Source organism: uncultured Bacteroides sp. (genome assembly GCF_947632445.1).
Taxonomy (GTDB): Bacteria; Bacteroidota; Bacteroidia; order Bacteroidales; family Bacteroidaceae; genus Bacteroides.
This window is the reverse complement of record NZ_CANRPM010000029.1, coordinates 16,806-36,056: the sequence shown is the minus strand read 5'-3', so window position 1 is coordinate 36,056 and position 19,251 is coordinate 16,806. Positions and strand designations below refer to the sequence as shown.

General features: G+C 47.5%; 11 protein-coding genes. 6 read left to right on the top strand and 5 right to left on the bottom strand.

All coding sequences use genetic code 11. The features are described from left to right. Positions 1 to 376, bottom strand: a 376-nt coding sequence (locus tag Q0Z70_RS07555) for an Arm DNA-binding domain-containing protein (protein ID WP_298073485.1), incomplete at its 3' end; no start/stop codon positions are given. Between the two features lie 811 nt (positions 377 to 1,187). After that, positions 1,188 to 2,963: a right-handed parallel beta-helix repeat-containing protein gene (locus Q0Z70_RS07550; protein ID WP_298073484.1), complete on the bottom strand. Its 1,776-nt coding sequence runs from the start codon at positions 2,961 to 2,963 to the stop codon at positions 1,188 to 1,190. A gap of 329 nt (positions 2,964 to 3,292) precedes the next feature. On the opposite strand from Q0Z70_RS07550, the gene Q0Z70_RS07545 reads away from it, so the two are divergent. From Q0Z70_RS07545 to Q0Z70_RS07530, 4 genes are all read left to right on the top strand, one after another. Beyond that, positions 3,293 to 7,330: a glycoside hydrolase family 2 TIM barrel-domain containing protein gene (locus Q0Z70_RS07545; protein WP_298073483.1), complete on the top strand. Its 4,038-nt coding sequence runs from the start codon at positions 3,293 to 3,295 to the stop codon at positions 7,328 to 7,330. Between the two features lie 478 nt (positions 7,331 to 7,808). Beyond that, positions 7,809 to 8,816, top strand: coding sequence for an acyltransferase family protein (locus tag Q0Z70_RS07540; protein ID WP_298073482.1), 1,008 nt, complete (start codon positions 7,809 to 7,811; stop codon positions 8,814 to 8,816). A 226-nt stretch (positions 8,817 to 9,042) separates the two neighbouring features. Beyond that, a complete protein-coding gene (locus tag Q0Z70_RS07535) occupies positions 9,043 to 10,590 on the top strand; it encodes a Gfo/Idh/MocA family oxidoreductase (RefSeq protein ID WP_298073481.1) in 1,548 nt (515 codons plus the stop codon). A gap of 124 nt (positions 10,591 to 10,714) precedes the next feature. Beyond that, on the top strand, positions 10,715 to 11,893 hold the full coding sequence (locus tag Q0Z70_RS07530; protein ID WP_298073480.1) for a porin: 1,179 nt from the start codon (positions 10,715 to 10,717) through the stop codon (positions 11,891 to 11,893). A 312-nt stretch (positions 11,894 to 12,205) separates the two neighbouring features. Here Q0Z70_RS07530 and Q0Z70_RS07525 read toward each other — a convergent pair whose 3' ends face one another. From Q0Z70_RS07525 to metA, 3 genes are read right to left on the bottom strand one after another with little or no spacing between them, the layout of a single operon-like run. After that, positions 12,206 to 13,231 carry a zinc ribbon domain-containing protein gene (locus Q0Z70_RS07525; RefSeq protein ID WP_298073489.1) on the bottom strand — a complete coding sequence of 342 codons (1,026 nt, stop codon included), beginning with the start codon at positions 13,229 to 13,231 and terminating at the stop codon, positions 12,206 to 12,208. Positions 13,232 to 13,268: 37 nt separating this feature from the next. After that, positions 13,269 to 15,107 carry a U32 family peptidase gene (locus Q0Z70_RS07520; RefSeq protein WP_298073479.1) on the bottom strand — a complete coding sequence of 613 codons (1,839 nt, stop codon included), beginning with the start codon at positions 15,105 to 15,107 and terminating at the stop codon, positions 13,269 to 13,271. Next, positions 15,104 to 16,024: a homoserine O-succinyltransferase gene (gene metA / locus Q0Z70_RS07515; RefSeq protein ID WP_298073478.1), complete on the bottom strand. Its 921-nt coding sequence runs from the start codon at positions 16,022 to 16,024 to the stop codon at positions 15,104 to 15,106. Before metA ends, Q0Z70_RS07520 begins: the two co-directional genes overlap by 4 nt. Between metA and Q0Z70_RS07510 the strand changes: the two genes are divergently transcribed. After that, on the top strand, positions 16,018 to 16,296 hold the full coding sequence (locus tag Q0Z70_RS07510; RefSeq protein WP_298073490.1) for a hypothetical protein: 279 nt from the start codon (positions 16,018 to 16,020) through the stop codon (positions 16,294 to 16,296). The two genes, metA and Q0Z70_RS07510, sit on opposite strands and share 7 nt — an antisense overlap. A gap of 970 nt (positions 16,297 to 17,266) precedes the next feature. Continuing rightward, a complete protein-coding gene (locus Q0Z70_RS07505) occupies positions 17,267 to 18,532 on the top strand; it encodes a DUF1810 family protein (RefSeq protein WP_298073477.1) in 1,266 nt (421 codons plus the stop codon). Positions 18,533 to 19,251: the final 719 nt, after the last annotated feature.

The window sequence follows — 19,251 nt, the reverse complement described above, 5'->3', positions numbered from 1 at the left end:
AGTTTTGGGCGGTGCCCAGGCGGTTGCATTGGCGCAGCAGGTCGATCTGCTCCTGCATGAACGCCAGCATCATTACGTTGTGGTCGGGCTTGCGGAAACGTCGGACAATGTCCTCTGCCGTATACGGCACTCCCGACGCATTGAGTTCCTTGATAATCCTCCGCAGCAGGGTCATGTCGCCCTGTATGCGGCTTTGGAGAGCGGCGTTCACCTCCGACTGGCTGAAGCATTGTTGTTTCCTGTCCCAATCTTCCGGCAGGATATGAATATTCGTGCTAATCTGCCTTACAATTCTGTGGTGCGTGATCTGATAATAAATTGTTCCTTCTTTGCCCGCGACGCTTGAGGCGCGCAGTTTTATTTTAATTGTTGCCATTGTATATTATTTAATCGTAATCGTTTTTGTATAAAGTATTAATATCCAAGTGTGGAATAAGGCCGATATTGCCTTATTCTTCGAGAACACAGACTGTACTCGGCCCCAAGTCGGGCCATCTCTCGAAGGTCGGTGGAAGAACATCAATGTCATGATACAAGTAATTGTACCGGTTCGATGGAATAGAACGGGAAACTTAAAAACAATGGGATAGGACACAGCCCAACCTGTCGAAGCCTCATAAACGGTGTTAGCTGTTTGTTGCAAAGTTACACAACTTTCGAGCCTCCTGTTGTATCGGGAAGAAAGGAACAGGAAGCAATGCACAAGGCATCACCTCCCAGCGCTCAAATTGCTCTGAAAGCTTCCAAATCACTTTGGAAATAATCCGGGAAGGGCTCAAAATAGTCCTGTCACATCAAGTGCCGGATTATCAATAAATTAGTGCGACACCTTAGTACCTTTGGTAAACATTTCCGTGAAAAAATAAAAAATACCTTTCCTTTAAAGGCAGCCTATTTTTTATTTTATTTCAAAAAAGTTTGCACAGTCCTGTCACTGTCGCAGCAACCGACTGTATATCAATAAATTGGTGCGACAGGACTATTTTACTCGTGATAAAACCCCGTTTTTCTTCCTCTTTTTTTCACGGGCAATTCTTTCCGTCCTGACATCGTGCTTGCTGACCCTCTGACGAAGTGCTTCGTCACATCCTCATAAAGCACTGCATGACACCCTCACGAAGCACTGCGTCGGGACTTCAGGAAGTGCTGCGTGACAGCGGAAGGGAAAGGTAGAAGTTATTTATATCTTATTCTGAAATGGACACATGGGTCACCTTTTCCAACCAAAAACGGTTCCGGTTGAAATGGAAAGGCGGATATTCCGTATTCGTTTTTATCGTATTATTCCGAAAGACAAGGCCGTCCACAGATTTGGCATATAGAATTGGAGCATCGAACGTATCGAATACATTATTTTCTATCACAATGCCTCCCTCTTTGCCGCCATGAAAGTATGCCTGTTGCTTCTCCAGTTCGGGTATTTCAGGGTAGATGGAAATCACGGCATTGGTAAACTGATACATGCTGGTCAGTGCATTGATGAAATGATTGTTCCGTATCAGAACATTGCGGCAAGCCCCTGTCTCAAACCATCCGTTGCAGTCGCCACAAAGCAGAATGGCCGTGCCGGACGTATGGTCAAATGTATTGTTTTCGACAACCGTCATGCGGGGCGTGCTGAACAAAGCACCGCGTGCCCGATTGTTGCGAATAAGGTTCCCTGCAAACATGACTTCTGGCGTCCAAGTCAAGTTTTCAATGCCAAAGTCTTCCTTCTCGTCAATGCCGGCCTCTACCGGCTTCTCGAAGCTTATCAGAAACTCTCGGACGCCCTCTATGCAGGGAGTGATGGCCGAAATCCTATTCGCTGCGCCTGTCAACTCCATTGTCGCTGAACGGATGAACCTGACTTCATCTCCTGCACGTCCCCACTCAAAGCCCCAAGACTGATTGTGCATATAACGTCCCACTAACGTGTGGTCGTCCTTGCGGCTGACGATCTTCAGGTAGGTGCCGTGCACATTGATGGCATCGTCCATCATCCCCTCGTACAAACCGTTGCATGAAACTATCTTCCCTTTGCAGCCGGAAAAATGGGTGGCGTCCGCCTGCGTCGTAAAATAACGAGGGTCGTCGTCTCCCTTTAAGCACACACAGAACTTTTCGAGCGTGATGTTTTCACATATCTGTGCCAGAAGTCCCATTCCCTCGGCATAATGCACCTGTATATTCTCCAAGCGGGTATTGACGTTGTGCGAAAGGAAGATGCCGGGCGTGGGGCGTCCCCAACCGCGCATCACGAATACTGTTCCTGGCATCAGTTTGCTGTCTTTCCAGTTCGGTGCCCATACACATCCGTCGGATGTCAAAGAGGATCCCTGTGTATTGCACCCCCGATCGCCGGCGTTGTAGACAATCCGTTTCGTATCTTTTTCAAAGGGGATGCCGCCGCCATGTCTCACTGTCCATCCTTCACCGTAGGCCTCAAACACGCTATCCCGGGCAATGCGATACTTCACCCAGGGAGCCGGACGGAACGTAATTCCCTGCTGCATATCGTTCCTCACAATCTCGACTTGTGCGATATGCGGATTAGCAAAGTCTATACTGAAATTTTTCAGAACACAGTTCTCGGAATGTACGAGGGAAACCGGCAGCATCCTGCCATGATAGACAAACGAGGCTCCCCCGCCATCCAATGTCAGATGCTTCATGCCTTCCAACGCGATGCCCACCTTCTTCGGATTGTCCTGATCGTGATTGGATATATAGTATTCCCTTATGGCCGACCCTTTCTCATGGAAATGATAGATGCCCGAATGAAACCGGATGACGATGCTGTCCCCTTCCTTATATTCCGTATGGATTTTCTTCAGCATCTTCTGCCAAATGCCCGATATGTTTCTGGGACTGTCGGCTTTCATACCGAAATCCGCCACATCATACACCTTTACTCCCTGTGCACAGACAAGGGAGGATAACAACAGAACTAACAACGAGCACAGCATCTTCTGACTTTTCATAACCCTTAGATTAAGTTTAGAACGACAAAAAAGAGGATGTCCGAATGTGGCTCAGGCATCCTCTGCAAAGATAGTCAGATTTTAGAAAGAGAGAAGGGATTGGAGCTTTAATTTTTTTGTTGGCCTAATCGTTTCAAAGGTCAATATGACGATGGACGGCGCGTCGCGAATACCTTTTATCCTTACCGAAAGGAAGGACAAAACATAGAAAAATGAGGCTTATATGCCAAAAATGAATAAAAGTTCGTTTTTATCGAAGAGACACGTGTGTTCGTAAAGAAAAAAGTCGTATTTTTGTTTCCATAATCTTGTAATACTATTATTTCGTTATGAAAACCTTATTTTCTATCATTCTCTTGTTGGGAACGTTGGGCAGTTTCGCCCAGACAACAGCTTTGGAAGGGTTTGCCTATGGTCAAGCCGCAGCGCCGACAGGCAAGGAGTGGGAAGCCCCAGAGCAGTTAGCATTGAACAAGGAACAGCCGCGGGCGTGGTTCTTTACATTTGCCGACGTGGAAAGTGCACGACGCGTCCTACCTGAGCAAAGCAGTTACTATCAGTCGTTGAATGGCGATTGGAAGTTCCATTGGGTGGGCAATCCCGAAGAACGCCCGACGGAGTTCTATAAGCCGGAGTTCGATGTGTCGGGTTGGGACGATGTGACCGTGCCGATGCAATGGAATGTAGCCGGCATCCAGAAGGACGGCAGTCTGAAGTACGGAGTGCCCATCTATGTCAACCAGCCCGTCATTTTCCAGCACAAGGTAGCCGTAGGCGACTGGAAGGGAGGCGTGATGCGGACGCCACCTGCCGACTGGGTGACCTACAAGCACCGTAACGAGGTGGGTTCCTATCGCCGCTCGTTCACCGTCCCTGCTTCGTGGGAGGGACGCGAAGTCTATATCAACTTCGACGGCGTTTCGTCTTTCTTTTATCTTTGGATTAACGGCTGTTACGTGGGCTTCTCGAAGAACTCGCGCAATACGGCCTCATTCGACATCACGCCTTATCTGAATGCAAAGGGCGATAATACGGTGGCGGTCGAAGTCTATCGCAATTCGGACGGCTCCTTCCTTGAGGCACAGGACATGTTCCGCCTGCCGGGCATCTTCCGTACCGTTTCCCTGACATCGACGTCGCAGGTGCAGGTACGTGACTTCCGCATCCTCCCCGACTTGGACGCCAACTATGAAGACGGTCTCATCCGCGTCGAAGCCGACCTCCGCAACCTGAGTAAGAAGGACGCAAAGGGATATACACTGACCTATTCGCTTTATGCCAACAAGCTTTATTCGGACGATAACGAACCAGTGGAAGGCGTGGGCGGCACGTACAAGTTAGAGGACATGAAGAAGGGCGGCAGCCTCTGTTCGCAAGCGGAGATAGCCGTACCCGCTCCGCACAAGTGGTCGGCCGAAGCTCCCTACCGCTACGTGCTGGTGGGGCAGCTGAAGGACAAGAAGAGCCGCGTGGTGGAGACGTTCTCTTCAGCACTGGGCTTCTGCAAAGTCGAAATCAAGGACACGCCTGCCGGTGAAGACGAGTTCGGTCTGGCCGGACGCTACTACTACGTGAACGGCAAGACGGTGAAGCTGAAAGGGGTGAACCGTCAGGAAATCAATCCCGCCAGAGGCAACGCCATCACGGTGAAGCAGATGGAAGAGGAAATCATGCTGATGAAGCGCGGCAATATCAATCACGTGCGCAACTCGCACTATTCCTGTGACCCGCATTGGTACTACCTCTGCGACAAATACGGCATCTATTTGGAGGACGAGGCCAACATCGAAAGCCACGAATATTATTATGGTGAAGCGTCTCTGTCGCATGTGCCAGAGTTCGAGGCGGCTCATGTGGCCCGCGTCATGGAGCTGGCACACTCGCACGTCAACCATCCGTCTGTGGTTATCTGGTCGCTGGGCAACGAAGCCGGCCCCGGCAAGACTTTCGTGAAGGCCTACAACGCCCTACATCAATTCAATCCTTCGCGCCCCGTGCAGTACGAGCGCAATAACGACATCGTAGACATGGGTTCTAATCAATATCCGTCCATCGCATGGATGCGCGGTGCTGTGACGGGCAAGTACAACATCAAGTACCCTTTCCATATATCCGAATACGCCCACTCGATGGGGAATGCCGTCGGCAACCTCATTGACTACTGGGATGCCATCGAGTCGACTAACTTCTTCTGCGGAGGCGCCATTTGGGACTGGGTAGACCAGGCACTCTACAATTACGACCCGAAGACGGGCGACCGCTACCTAGCCTATGGAGGCGACTTTGGCGACAAACCCAACAGCGGCATGTTCTGCATGAACGGGATTCTTTTCCCCGGCCATCAGCCCAAGCCTCAGTACTACGAAGTGAAGAAGGTGTATCAGAACGTGGGTATCAAGGCGGTAGACATGACAAAGGGAGAGATTGAAGTCTTCAACAAACGCTACTTCGAGCCGCTGACCGATGTCTATCTGGTATGGTCGTTGTGGAAAGACGGAAAGAAGATAGAGGAAAGCACTGCTTTCAAAGGCCCGCGCAACATCCTCGGCCCGCGCGAGAAAGTTGCTTACACTCTGTCTTACGACTACAGCAAACTGGCTCCCGAGAGTGAATATTTCGTAAAGGTTCAGTTCCTGTTGGCTCAGGATATGCCTTGGGCCAAGAAGGGTTTTGTGCAGATGGAAGAGCAGCTGCCCGTGAAGGCTGCCGGCGAGAAGCCTGCCTTAGCCTCCGTAACGGCCTCGATGGAGCGTCCGTCGGTAGAGGAAGCCGAAGATTTCACCACCGTGTCGGGCAACGGCTTCGTGCTGAAGTTCGACAACCGCGAAGGTACGATATATAGTATGGAGTACAACAGCCGTAAGGTTATCCTGGACGGCAAAGGCCCGAAGCTCGACGCTTTCCGTGCACCTGTAGACAACGACAACTGGGCCTACAGCCAATGGTTTGAAAAAGGTCTGCACAACCTGAAGCACAAAGTTCTGAACCATGCGTGGGTCAATGCGAAGCAGAAGGGTGACAATACGGTTCAGCTGATGTACACCGTCGAGTCGCAGGCGCCGAATGCGGCTGTGCTCGAGGGAGGCAATTCCGGTCATAACTCCATCAAGGAACTGACTGACCGTCCCTTCGGCTCGGATGATTTCAAGTTCGTCACCAACCAGATATGGACTGTCTATCCCGACGGTTCGGTAGAGCTTCAGTCGAGCATCACGTCGAACGACCCGTCACTGGTGCTGCCCCGTCTGGGCTACGTGATGGAACTCCCCTCCGAACTCCGGCAGTACACGTGGTATGGTCGCGGCCCGTGGAACAACTACAACGACCGCCGCACAGGTTCGTTCATCGAGCAGCATCAGAGCTTGGTGAAAGACCTGTTCGTCAACTTCCCCAAACCGCAGAGCATGGGTAATCGCGAGGACATCCGCTGGTGTGCGCTGACCGATGCTAAGGGCGATGGTGTGGAGTTTGTGGCAGGCACCCGTATGTCCGCTTCCGCTCTGCCCTGGTCGGCTTTGGAAATGACACTGGCGCCCCATCCCTACCAGTTGCCCCAGTCTACAGGTACTCATCTGCACATCGACTTGGGTGTGACGGGTCTGGGCGGTAACAGCTGCGGTCAAGGCGGCCCGTTAGAGCCTGACCGTGTGAAGGCCGGCGATCATAATATGAGCTTCATCATCCGCCCCGTGCGCCAGGCCGACTTTACGGAGACCGCTTGTGTATCGGCATCCGGTGAAATGCCACTGTCTGTCTCGCGTAGCCGCAATGGAGAAGTGACGATTAGTACTCAAAAGAAGAATGCGGAAATTCTCTATATGCTGAACGGCAAGAAGAAGGAATATCTTTATATCGAACCCTTTAACCTGCGCGAAGGGGGCGTGGTAACAGCTTGTTATAAAGATAACAAGGCCGTATCCGTCACGATGAAGTTTGAAAAACAGGAAAGCGTTCCGATGACAGTCGTCTATGCATCGAGTGAGGAGACCGGCGAAGGAGCCGCTGCCCATTTGGTGGACGGTAATCCGAGCACGACATGGCACACGATGTATTCCGTAACCGTAGCCAAGTATCCCCACTGGGTGGACTTTGATGCCGGTGAAGTGAAGACCATCACGGGTTTTGTTTATCTGCCCCGTCAGGATGGAGGAAGCAACGGTAATATCAAGGACTACAGCCTGCACACAAGCATGGATGGCAAGGCATGGACTGAAGTTACTAAAGGAACCTTTGGTAAAGGCAAACAGGAACAGCGTGTGATGCTGGACAAACCGGTACGTGCCCGTTATATCCGCTTCACGGGACTTACCTCACAGAACGGGGCTGATTTTGCAGGCGGTGCCGAGTTTTCAGTAATTGCGGACTAATTTCGTGGTTAAATCAATGGAAGAGCCACTCTCTGTATGAGATATACGGGAGTGGTTCTTATTTTGTGCCAAGCTGTTATGATGAAAATGGCCAAATGAGGCAGCACTCCCTTCTCCGGTTACACGAAATAGTTATAGATACTTGGATCGGAAACAGATATTTCAATGTTTACAGACATATTCCTTGTCATAATGCTTGAAACAGCGGAAATCGCCGGAGTGAAACAGGATAAGAACTTGAACTTGTTGCGCTGCCTGACCTGCCGGTCTTCAATCATATAGTTTTCTTGTTGTAATACAAATTCCTTGCAAAAATCATCGGTCTTACAATAAATTTCTATAAATTTGCACCTTAGAAACATAGCAGTAATCGTTTAAAGGTTATAATTCAACATAAAAAAATGAATGCTTTTATCGCTATGTCACTAATTTTCAATAAAATATTTATTCATTTATATCGAACTCACGTTAAAGTAATATGGAACAAGCAAGAATCAAATGGCTGGATGCCCTTAAACTATTTGCCATATTTTTGGTGCTGTGGGGACATGCCGTGCAGCATTTATTATCAAGTGAATATTGGGACGAACCAGTCTATCGCATCATATACTCATTTCATATGCCGCTCTTTATGACCATATCAGGATTTTTCGGGGCCAAACTATCTTCAATTCCGTTTACAATTGTATTGTTTAGAAAATTTAGACAGCTATTGCTTCCAGCTATCTCTTTTGGATTAATATATTGTATTATAGTAACTTGTGCTGGGAATTTAGGGGGGGGGGGGATTTGGTTCTTTATACATAGTTTCTGGTTTCTTAAATCTTTATTCCTGTGCTCGATAACTTATTGCATTGCATCAAAAGTTCCGAAATATACACTTTTTGCAGTTGTCCTATCGCTTATCGTTAGTCAAGTCATTCCCTTTTGTGCGTTTGATCGAATGTACCCATGTTTTATATTTGGGGTGGCGCTGTATAAATACTTCGATTATTTTCAAAAGAATATTAGAGTAATGCTTGCCGTAAGTGCATCTATTTTTATCGTTATGCTTGTCAAGTTTGATGCTTCCTTTTTGAAAGGCTTTAATAGTGATGCTATAAAATCATTCGATCTTATGGAAATAGGTCGCTATTTATACGTGAGATATTACCGCATATTGATGGGTTTTGCCGGAAGCATGACGTTCATAGCGTTGTTCTATTCTCTATCTCGTTGGATCCCAAATAGTAAGTTAGGTGATACGCTGTGTAAATATGGCAAATATACATTAGGGATATATATATTACAGACATTCTTCTTGGAGATGATTTTGAGAGACAACCTTTCTTGTGATGGATTGTCTTTCTGTATATTCAATTTTATCGTTGCCCCTTTAATTTCAAGTTGCGTGTTGATTATTTGTTTGGTTTGCATCAAAATTATACACTGTTCTCCGATAGCCTCGTGGTTGCTTTTGGGTGAATCTTTTCCAAGAGAAAAATAGAATATGAAAAACATTTCTATTCAAAAATTGTTTGATTTTGCAGGAAAGTAAGATTTGGCATACGATATAATGAAAAAGAGAAGCATATTCTTGTTTCATCGGCAAGTAATTTCTATCTTTGCAACATGTAAATAAAAGAGGGAGTGTACGCATGCAAAAAGGCATATCCTCCGTCTTTTGATAGATAAAACACTTTTATTCTTTAACTTTTAAATTAAAACCATTTATGAAAAAAATTGGAACATTACTGTTGGTCATGTGCCTCACATTGGGTGCATGCTCCACACAGACGGCCTCTACCGTTCAGACGAACGATAAGGGTACGCAATGGGAATGGAAAAATGGGACCATTGTAGTGAAAACACCTGAGCGTCCTGCCGGACAGCAAAGCGTATTAGGACTGACTATTCCGAAGTTGGAAGTGGTACGTGTAGGTTTTGTCGGCTTGGGCATGCGCGGCCCGGGGGCTGTCGCTCGCTTTACTTATATCCCCGGTACTCAGATTGTTGCTCTTTGCGACTATGAACAAAAACGTGCCGAGGCTTGCCAGCAGATTTTGAAGAAAGCTTCTCTGCCGAAGGCTGCCATTTATTCGGGTGCCAATGGTTATGAAGAACTCTGCAAACGCGATGATATCGACTTGGTTTATATTGCTGCCGACTGGCTGCATCACTTCCCCGTTGCCAAGTGTGCGTTGGAGAACGGCAAGAACGTCGCTATTGAAGTTCCTTCTGCCATGAACCTGAAAGAATGTTGGGAACTGATCAATTTGAGCGAAAAAAATCGTAAGCACTGCATGATTTTGGAGAACTGCTGCTACGACTGGTTCGAAATGAATACCTTGAACATGGCTCAGAACGGTGTATTCGGCGAAGTAATCCGTGCACAAGGTGCTTATATCCATAACTTGAACGAATTCTGGGACTACTACTGGAAGAATGGCGAAGGTGACAAGTTGGGATGGCGTTTGGACTACAACATGCGTCATCGTGGCGATGTATATGCAACTCATGGCCTTGGTCCTGTTGCACAAGCTCTTGATATACACCGTGGTGACCGCATGACTACGCTGGTAGCTATGGATACCAAGTCCGTTATCGGCAAGGCATTGGTTGAGGAAAGAACCGATTCTACATGTAACAACTTCCGTAACGGTGACCACACTACGACATTGATTCGTACAGCCAATGGCAAGGTGATTGAAATTCAGCACGACGTGATGACGCCTCAACCTTACAACCGTCTGTATCAGTTGACAGGTACCAAAGGTTTTGCCAATAAATATCCTGTAGAAGGTTATGCTCTCGATGCAGCCCAGCTGAGCGCTTCCGGTGTACAGCCTAAGGTTGATGACCTGAGTTCACATGGTTTCATGTCTGCCGCTGACATGAAAGCACTGGTAGAGAAATATCAGCACCCCATCCTGAAGAAGTATGGTGAGATGGCTAAGGAAGTAGGAGGTCACGGTGGTATGGACTTCATCATGGACAGCCGTCTGGTATATTGCCTGCAGAATGGCCTGCCTTTGGATATGGACGTATATGACCTGGCTGAGTGGTGTTGTTTGGCCGAGCTGGGCGAGTTGTCTATGGACAACGGTTGTGCCGCTGTTGAATTCCCCGACTTTACCCGTGGCGAGTGGAATGTAGTGAAAGGCTACAAGCATGCTTATGCAAGCCTCGAAGACGAGCAGGCCAGCATGGAGAAAGCTAAAGCTTTCACCGCTAAATTGAAAGAACAAGGTGCTAAAGAATGGGCAGAAGAAGGGAAATAAAAACGTAGCTTTCCATCAAGGAAAGTGATGAAATCTTTATCCCATTCCATCTTTTTATAGTATAAAGCCGGCTTAGTCCGGCTTTTTTACTACCTTTGCCAATACCGACCAATCAAGATCTGAAATGAAAAGAACACTGTTATGGACCTGCTTTCTGATATGGTGTACAGGTGTGCAAGCACAAGCTCCTCTTATTGAACCTAAAGAAGGACGGACACTGCTCGAACGTTTCACCAATGGTGGAAAATCCATTTCGTCCAGCAGTATGAACCTGCAATTTTACACATCTGCGGCAGCCAATTTCATAAATGGCTCGTTGGACGAGGCAGCCTTTAAAATAAATGGAGTCCGTATGGAGCTTTTGGGAGATTTTGGTAAGAATTTCGCTTATCATTTCAGGCAATCGTTTAACAAATACAGCAATCCTCGTTCGGTGGACAATCTGTCCTCCTCTGTAGAGTGCGCATACGTAGACTGGCGGACAAATCCTCATTTTACGTTGACGGTAGGCAAGCAGGCTATCCAGCTTAGTGGTTATGAATATTGGGTGGATGCAATTCGGGTGCGTGAATTTAGTGACTTTAACAACTATATCGACTGCTATCAGGCAGGTGTAAACGGTGCCATCATCTTTTCGCCGACGCAACGGTTGAATTTACAAGTGCTGAACAATTCGGCCGCCAAAGGAGAGGAGTCTTTTATGTATGGATTTCCTGAAGGGATGAGTAAAGTGAAAGTCCCCGTACTTTCCACTCTTAACTGGGACGGTTATTTCTTCAACAGAGGACTGAATTTGCGTTATTCCGCTTCTTGGGGCGAGTTGGCCGACAAGCGTAGCATTCTTTATCTGACCGCCGGCAATGTGTGGGAGAAAGGCCCCATCGTAGCTTATGCAGATTTTATGTATTCACGTGAAGGGATTGATACGAAAGGATTGATCAGTGAGTTGTCTGCAACCTTGTCCGATGGTGGAGTGACGGCTCAGCATGTCCATTACTTTACGACCATTCTTAATTTCGATTATCGGGTACAAAAGCATTGGAATGTGTATGCAAAAGGAGCTTATGAATGGGGTGGCGTATATAAAAAAAACGGCCCTTACGAGAAGGGCCTTTACCGTCGTACATGGAATGCACAACTGTGCGCAGAGTATTTCCCAATGGACAATAGCGAGTTGCGTATTTACTTACACCTGTTGTATAAAGATCATGGACTGACGCCACGTGCGCATGCGTTGGGTGCCAATGACTATACGTCGCAGCGCATTTCGTTAGGTTTGGTCTATACCATTCCTGTCTTCTAAGGTTTGCTGATTTATTTGCTTCCGAACGATAAGAACTGTGTGCATCGTATTTCTCCTTCTTATTCATTCCGACCGGAAACTTGTTATTACTATTAAAATAACGCAAGTTCGACGAATTTTAATTATCCGTAAATTTGATGATTAGCAAAAACTGTTGTATCTTTATAGTACTCAATTACAAAGAATTACCGACAGTTATCGCTATATTCCTATTTACCAACAGATTATATTTATCCTTATTTCGGACTCACGTTATGCTATCATTCAGATGTGTTCATTTTCGGACAAGTGTCCGATTTCGGGCGGACAGTATCACTCGTTTACAGCTCCACAATGCGGACACACTCCCTTGTGCATCAGCTTGCTGCCACAGCGGCCGCAACGGTAGCGGGGCGACTGAAGCGAATGCCTCAGCCTTCCGATAAAGATCCAGATAAAAACCGCCAGAAAAGCATAACCCACGTAGATGTGCGTAGTCAGGATAAAGAAGAAATAACAGAAGATGCACGACGAAGCCAACCCCAACAGGTAGAACACCGCCGCTGCGGGTGAAAGCTGACGGAAAAGATCGTCAAGCACGGCCAGCAACACAACAAGGAACAGCCACAGCCCCACTAAGAACATAGAAAGCACAAAGGGTACCTTGAATGGTGAAAGCGTAGGGTTATAATAATAGTGCTCCCATGTGTCGGGTGCAAATACCTGTATCGTTTCGTAGACCGTTGCACAGAAAGCCATCAGCAGACACAGAGCCAGGGGATAAAGACTGTCGATATCATTGAAGTAAACCAACTGCAACTGTTTGCGTCGGAGAGCACGCACCAACCAGACAGCTACAAAGATGGCAAAAACTATGATAAAGTACGACGCATGCGTGTCGCTGAACACGTAGATAGCCTGCGAGATGCTGTCCGTAGGCACGAAGGCACGTTTCAGGTCGGCTTCGCGCAGCCAACCCTGCACCTCCTGCGAGTGGGCCAACTTCACCCAGACGGAGTCTATCGAGTCGGCCGGATAAACGGCAAACTCGGCCACAACTACGCGGTCGCCCCTATACAACCGATAGTAGACTCCTTTCACAGGCAGAAGCTCCAGCTGCACGGAGTCGGCTTTCACCTCCAGATTGGTGTCCCATGTGTAGTGCCGTTCATACAGATAGGTCAGCGAGTCGCGTACCTGCTGCGTCAGGCTTTCGTCCTCCAAGTTGGGGTGGGAGTAATGGCAGGATGATAAAAAGAATAAAATAAAGAATGAAACATGGAGAATGGAAAAATTGATGCGTAAAAAAGCATGAACCGCTCCTCGCCTTCTTCCAAGGTAACCTCTTCCGTCCGGCATCAGCCCCTGACTTCCGCCTCTCTTTAATTCTTCATTCCTATTCCTCATTTCCATATATTTTCATCTGGCAGTTCTTGCAGTCAAATTCCAGACGGAAGCGTCGTCTGTCCGATCTTGCCAGGTAGTACGGCTCACGATAGGGCGAACGCCCTTTCTGATGGACAGGACACCATCCCATGCTGTAGCGCAGGCAGTGGCGGCAGAACATCAGCACCGCCCCGTCCACGGGTTGTTTTTCGTAGGCAGACGCTACGGATTTCACTCCATGATCCAGGTAGAAGCGGCGTGCCTCGTCGTTCATCACGTTGCCCAGATAGGTCAGTGTCGCCGCAGGATAGGCATGATGTGTCGGCTTCCACACGACTAACTCCCGACGATAGTTCGTGTGTCGTGCAGCCGTCAGCCGCTTCACCACCTGCCTGCGCCAGTCGGTCACGACCGACGAAGGTACAAACCACTCCTCTTTCAGGACGATGTCGGCCGGTTCCGTCAGTTCATAAGGTGTACCACCCAGCTTAGCCAGTTGTGTACGCAGGTTCTCTATCTGAGGTGTGCGTGCCCGCTCCTTGGTATAATCAAAAGCCAGCGTCACGCGATTGCCATCCTCGTCATTCGCCGTCAGTGAAAAGCCAAAGGCATTCTCCCCCAGTCTGAGGCGTATCCTTATCTTTCGTTCGGCCGACTTGTGTGCCAAGGTTCGTTCGAACTCCTGATCCAGATTGCGGAAGAGTGTCGTATGCGGCCGTATATGCGGCACATTACCTGCCGGAAAGAGTTTATTGCCCTCTACGCGATTGATACGGAAGCCCTGCAGGTGGCCTTGTTCGTCGAGGTAGCACACGCCATCACCGTTGTGGAAAGGATTCACGCCCGCTACGCTCACCCATCCGCCGCGCTGTTCTTTCAGCGTACCCATGACCTCGCCCAGCGACTTGGGCGTGTCGGACGAGACGATATTCTCTCCCCTTCCCTCTAAAAAGTAGTGTGTGAATCCGCGGCTGAAGCTCTTCTCCGGCTGCGGACGGAAGTTCAGGCGGCATGTGCCTGACGAAGCACGCACATATTCCTTCCTGCGCCTCAGGATGTCGTCCAAGCGTTGGCGATAGGCGGCTGTCACGTTCTTCACGTAGGCTACGTCCTTCAGCCGTCCCTCTATCTTCAGCGAGGTAACTCCTGCATCGAGCAGCTGCTCCAGCATGTCCAGGCGGTTCATATCTTTCAACGAAAGCAAGTATTTGTCCTTCACCACCACTCGTCCGCCGGCATCCACCAGTGAGAAAGACAGTCGACAGAACTGGGCACACTCTCCACGATTGGCACTGCGCCCGAAGCAAGCTTGGCTGGCATAACATTGTCCGCTATAGCTCACGCACAGCGCCCCATGTACAAACACCTCAAGCGACGTATCGGGGCAAGCCTTATGGATGGCGGCTATCTCGTCGAGCGACAACTCACGCGCCAATACCACTTGCCGGAAGCCTGCCTCTGCCAGGAAGCGTACCTTTTCGACCGTTCGATTGTCCATCTGCGTACTGGCATGCAACGGGATGGATGGCAGATCCAGACGTGTCAGGCCCATGTCCTGTACGATAAGCGCGTCTACTCCCTTGCGATACAACTCCCAAATCATATCTTCCGTCTCCTTCAGCTCCTCGTCCTTCAGAATGGTGTTCACCGTCACGTAGATGCGCACTCCGTAGAGGTGGGCATAATCTGCCAAGCGTCCTATATCGTCCATCGAGTTCGTAGCTGCCGCCCTGGCGCCGAAGTTCGGTGCACCGATGTACACCGCATCGGCCCCGTGGTTCACCGCCTCGATGCCGCATTCCAAGTTTTTGGCCGGTGCCAGCAATTCTATTTTCCTTCGTTCTTTCATGCCCCGATCTCGTTGATGTTATATGGAGTTTCCTGATAGACGAAGTAGTTCAACCAGTTTGTAAAGAGGAGGTTGGCATGTCCTCTCCAGCGCACCAGCACCCCTTTTTCAGGATCATTGTCCCGATAGTAGTTTTTCGGCATGTCGATGGGCAAGCCTTTGCCCAAATCCCGTCTATACTCCGTGTCTAACGTCAGAGGCGAATATTCAGAGTGTCCTGTCACGAAGAATTCCCTTCCTTCGCGTGCCATGACCATGTAGACTCCCGCTTCATCTGATTCCGAGAGCAGCGTCAGTTCCTTCACCCTTAGGATATCCTCCCGTCTCACCTCCGTATGCCGGCTGTGGGGCACGTAGAACACGTCGTCGAATCCTCGGAAGATGGGGTGCAACGGTTGGAGTGTATGATGTTCGAAGATACCGAACATTTTTTTCTCCAGCGGATATTTCGGCACGCCATAATGATGGTAGAGTCCTGCCTGTGCCGCCCAGCAGATGTAGAGCGTCGAGGTCACGTGTGTACGTGCCCAGTCAAAGATTTCCGTAATTTCGCCCCAATAGCCCACTTCTTCAAAGTCCATTTGCTCCACGGGAGCTCCCGTGATAATCATGCCGTCATACTTCTCGTTTTTCATCCGTTCAAAATCCGTATAAAATGCTTTCATGTGTTCGACGGGTGTATTCTTGGAAGTATGACTTTTGATCTTCATAAAGGAAATTTCTATCTGTAGCGGCGTGTTTGACAATAACCTGATAAGGTCTGTTTCTGTTGTTATCTTCAGGGGCATCAGGTTGAGGATGACGATTTTCAGAGGCCGTATGTCCTGTCGTGCAGCTCGTGAGTTGTCGATGACGAATATGTTTTCCCGCTTCAGCAGTTCGATGGCGGGCAGTTTATCGGGCAGGTTGAGTGGCATGGCATTTATATTTTAATATCAGAGGGTCAAAGGTAGGGAAAAATGAAGCAGCGAAGAAAAAAAACTGCATTTTTTGTTTTTTAATACTATTACTTCTTTACATTTGTCCACACAAACCTTATTACAAGGCATACCATGAACGCGGCCGTGCCAAGCTGCTGAACGGCGACAAAGACGGAGCCACGGAAGACATGAAGAAGGGGCTGGAGCTGAACCCGAAGGAAAGCGAGGCCTTCAACGGCGAATACAACAACCGGGCGGAGGCACATTGATGCGGGAATTAGATGAAAAATACTGACAGTTGAAGCCTCCTTTCCGGCCGTTTTCCCGTCCATTTGCCTTCGCCGGAAAAGGGGTTTCAGACCCCCGTCAGAAGGTGTTCTGGAAGGGGGCTCAATCGATCCTCCGTATCGATCATCATCGATCTTCCGTATCGATCATCATCGGTCCTCCGTATCGATTATCGTCGATCTTCCGTATCGACAGAAGCCGATGTTCCGAGTCGACAGGGAAGGGTATTCGACATTGGTAATAAATATATACATTATCCTTTCGGTGCAATACCACGTTCTACGGGGGATGTCGTCGCGCAGAAATAGGAAACTTGTTGAAGCTGCGGATTATATTCAATGGATTTCGCATCCGGCGTGTCCGGCACCTATCACGATTATGTCGTAGTTGAATACCATTGCTCTCCATTTCTTCGCTTTCGTTGGCAAAGGTACAAAAAAAAGGAGGCGAAGTACTTTTTTTAATGAAGAATTGAGAATTATCCATCACAACGGCTACTTCGTCCTCACTGTTCAAGATCATGCCGCCCACAATGTCTGCATAGACGTTTATGACACTGTTCTGACCGACAATGAAGACCAGTAGCGTGTCTGTGGTTTGGATGATGACGTAGGCGCTTGCAGGCTGCGCAATCTGTTTGTAAAATGTGTTGGTTTGGTCACCATCTGCTCCGAGTATAGGTCTTCTACGTCCATGTGTGCGCTCTTCTCCTGCACTTTGCTTAGGAAGGTGGCCTTGTGTTCCACCGGTGTAGCAAATTCTCGGAGCGACTCGGATAGGGAATGATTAGGGAATAGCGGAGATTTTGTCCGCGTAATTGCTTCACACTCCCTTGTAGGCATCTACTGACTCTTCTGGCACTAAAATTCCTGAGAAAAATTTGCTTATATAGGGAATAGATGTAATTTTGCAGCAACAGACAGTTTATTTACACTATCTAAAAATTACAATATGTTTTTTGCAAAATATAAAGAATACAGTTGTCAATATAATCTCGGGCGGTTTGTGGATGCACATCGTCAGGCATATGCTTCTGCCTTGGAAGAAATCCGTAACGGAAAGAAACGGACTCATTGGATGTGGTATATCTTCCCACAACTTCGAGGACTGGGGCATAGCCATAATGCCAATAATTATGGAATTGCAGACAGAGATGAAGCTATCATGTATTTGCACGAACCCACACTCGGTAAAAATCTTTGCGAAATAACTATGGAGATGCTCGCAATTAACGACAAGCCTATTGAGGAAATTCTAGGAGAAATCGATGCTTTAAAATTTCGCTCATCAATGACGCTTTTCGATTCAGTCTGTCCTGATTATATATTTTCAGATGCATTGCAAAAATATTATGATGGGAAAGCGGACGAACGTACCCTGAAAATGCTACAAGCAAAAATGAACGAGAACGAGCAACTTGTACCTGGAGGAATCATAGGGGCTATAATAGGAGACATTGTCGGTTCATTTTATGAGTCCCATAATTGTAAGTCAACAGAAATAGCCCTATTCACGCCTGGAACTCTTTTTACGGATGACACAGTGATGACCATAGCAGTCGCAGACTGGCTTTTGAGTGGAGTTCCGTTGCAGAAAATCATGCCTGATTGGGGGCGGGAATATCCGAATATAGGATATGGTGGCATGTTCTACGAATGGCTATTTTATAGTGAAGACAAGGAGCCCTATAATAGTTTCGGAAATGGTGCCGGTATGCGCGTAAGTCCATGTGGATATTATGCCTGTTCGCTTGATGAAGCTCTTAAACTTGCTAAGCAATCAGCTGAAGTTACACACAATCACCCCGAAGGCATTAAGGGAGCACAAGCAATTGCTTCTGCAATTTTCTTAGCTCGTCAGCAAAAATCTAAAAATGAGATTAGGGATTATATCGAACATACTTTTGGTTACAATCTTAATCGTTCTTGCGATGAGATTCGCCCGACTTATCAATTTGATGAGACTTGTCAAGGTTCCTGTCCAGAAGCAATAATTGCATTCTTGGATAGCCATGACTACGAATCCGCCATACGCTTAGCCGTATCTCTTGGTGGCGATAGCGATACAATAGCCTGCATGACTGGAGGCATTGCCGCTGCCTATTACGGTATTCCTACATGGATGGTCAAATATATTGTTACGGAGTATCTTCCACGATACATATTGGATATTGTTCAGCGATTCGATGAAGCTTGCATGGAACGTATTTACCGTTAAATGGTTAACGGCTTATCTATATGATATTCTAACAAAAATGATTTCTGCAATATGGAGAATGTGCCGATGATTTTTGATTACATTTTCTACAAATCCTTCTAATAGTTATCAATCACCTCCTAACCGGCTGGTAATTATCCATCGCAGCTTGCTCCATATAGCTCATTCCCCTCATTACCTTATCTGGAAGAATAGTCAATAAATCGTTATTAAGGCACATGTCGTATGTTTGTTCCAATAGATTATCTCTATCCAAGAGATACGCCAGTATGCTAATAACACAATAAAAATAGCGGGCATAATTACATCCTCATTATTTCTTTAAGTATATTGAAATTATAAATTCACTCGTAAAAGACAATGGCGAGGTAGTCGTAAAAGAGTTCGTAAAAGGACAATCAAAGTTCGCAAAAGAGTTCGTAAAAGCAAACCGTCATATTTATAAACTAATTTCTCAAAATTCGCAAATCAGTGCTGTGCAAATATGTGTATAGTAAGGTTGGTTCATTATGGCATAAATGGAATCTGCATATTCATACAGATGAAGATTGACAAATTACGTGGTAATGAGGTGACGTACAAATTTGGTGCTATTGAGAATCCTAAGATAAATAAGATTATCGTAGATATTTTAGAGGGCATCTATCCTGCATTCCACAATAGAAATTGTACATATTTTGACAAATCACTGAAGTGCAGATAATTATATAACGGACTTA

Bases quoted from the DNA above. Each gene is read 5' to 3' on its own strand.
- Q0Z70_RS07550 (WP_298073484.1), bottom strand. From the start codon at position 2,963: ATGAAAAGTCAGAAGATGCTGTGCTCGTTGTTAGTTCTGTTGTTATCC.
- Q0Z70_RS07545 (WP_298073483.1), top strand. From the start codon at position 3,293: ATGAAAACCTTATTTTCTATCATTCTCTTGTTGGGAACGTTGGGCAGT.
- Q0Z70_RS07540 (WP_298073482.1), top strand. From the start codon at position 7,809: ATGGAACAAGCAAGAATCAAATGGCTGGATGCCCTTAAACTATTTGCC.
- Q0Z70_RS07535 (WP_298073481.1), top strand. From the start codon at position 9,043: ATGAAAAAAATTGGAACATTACTGTTGGTCATGTGCCTCACATTGGGT.
- Q0Z70_RS07530 (WP_298073480.1), top strand. From the start codon at position 10,715: ATGAAAAGAACACTGTTATGGACCTGCTTTCTGATATGGTGTACAGGT.
- Q0Z70_RS07525 (WP_298073489.1), bottom strand. From the start codon at position 13,231: ATGCCGGACGGAAGAGGTTACCTTGGAAGAAGGCGAGGAGCGGTTCAT.
- Q0Z70_RS07520 (WP_298073479.1), bottom strand. From the start codon at position 15,107: ATGAAAGAACGAAGGAAAATAGAATTGCTGGCACCGGCCAAAAACTTG.
- metA (WP_298073478.1), bottom strand. From the start codon at position 16,024: ATGCCACTCAACCTGCCCGATAAACTGCCCGCCATCGAACTGCTGAAG.
- Q0Z70_RS07505 (WP_298073477.1), top strand. From the start codon at position 17,267: ATGTTTTTTGCAAAATATAAAGAATACAGTTGTCAATATAATCTCGGG.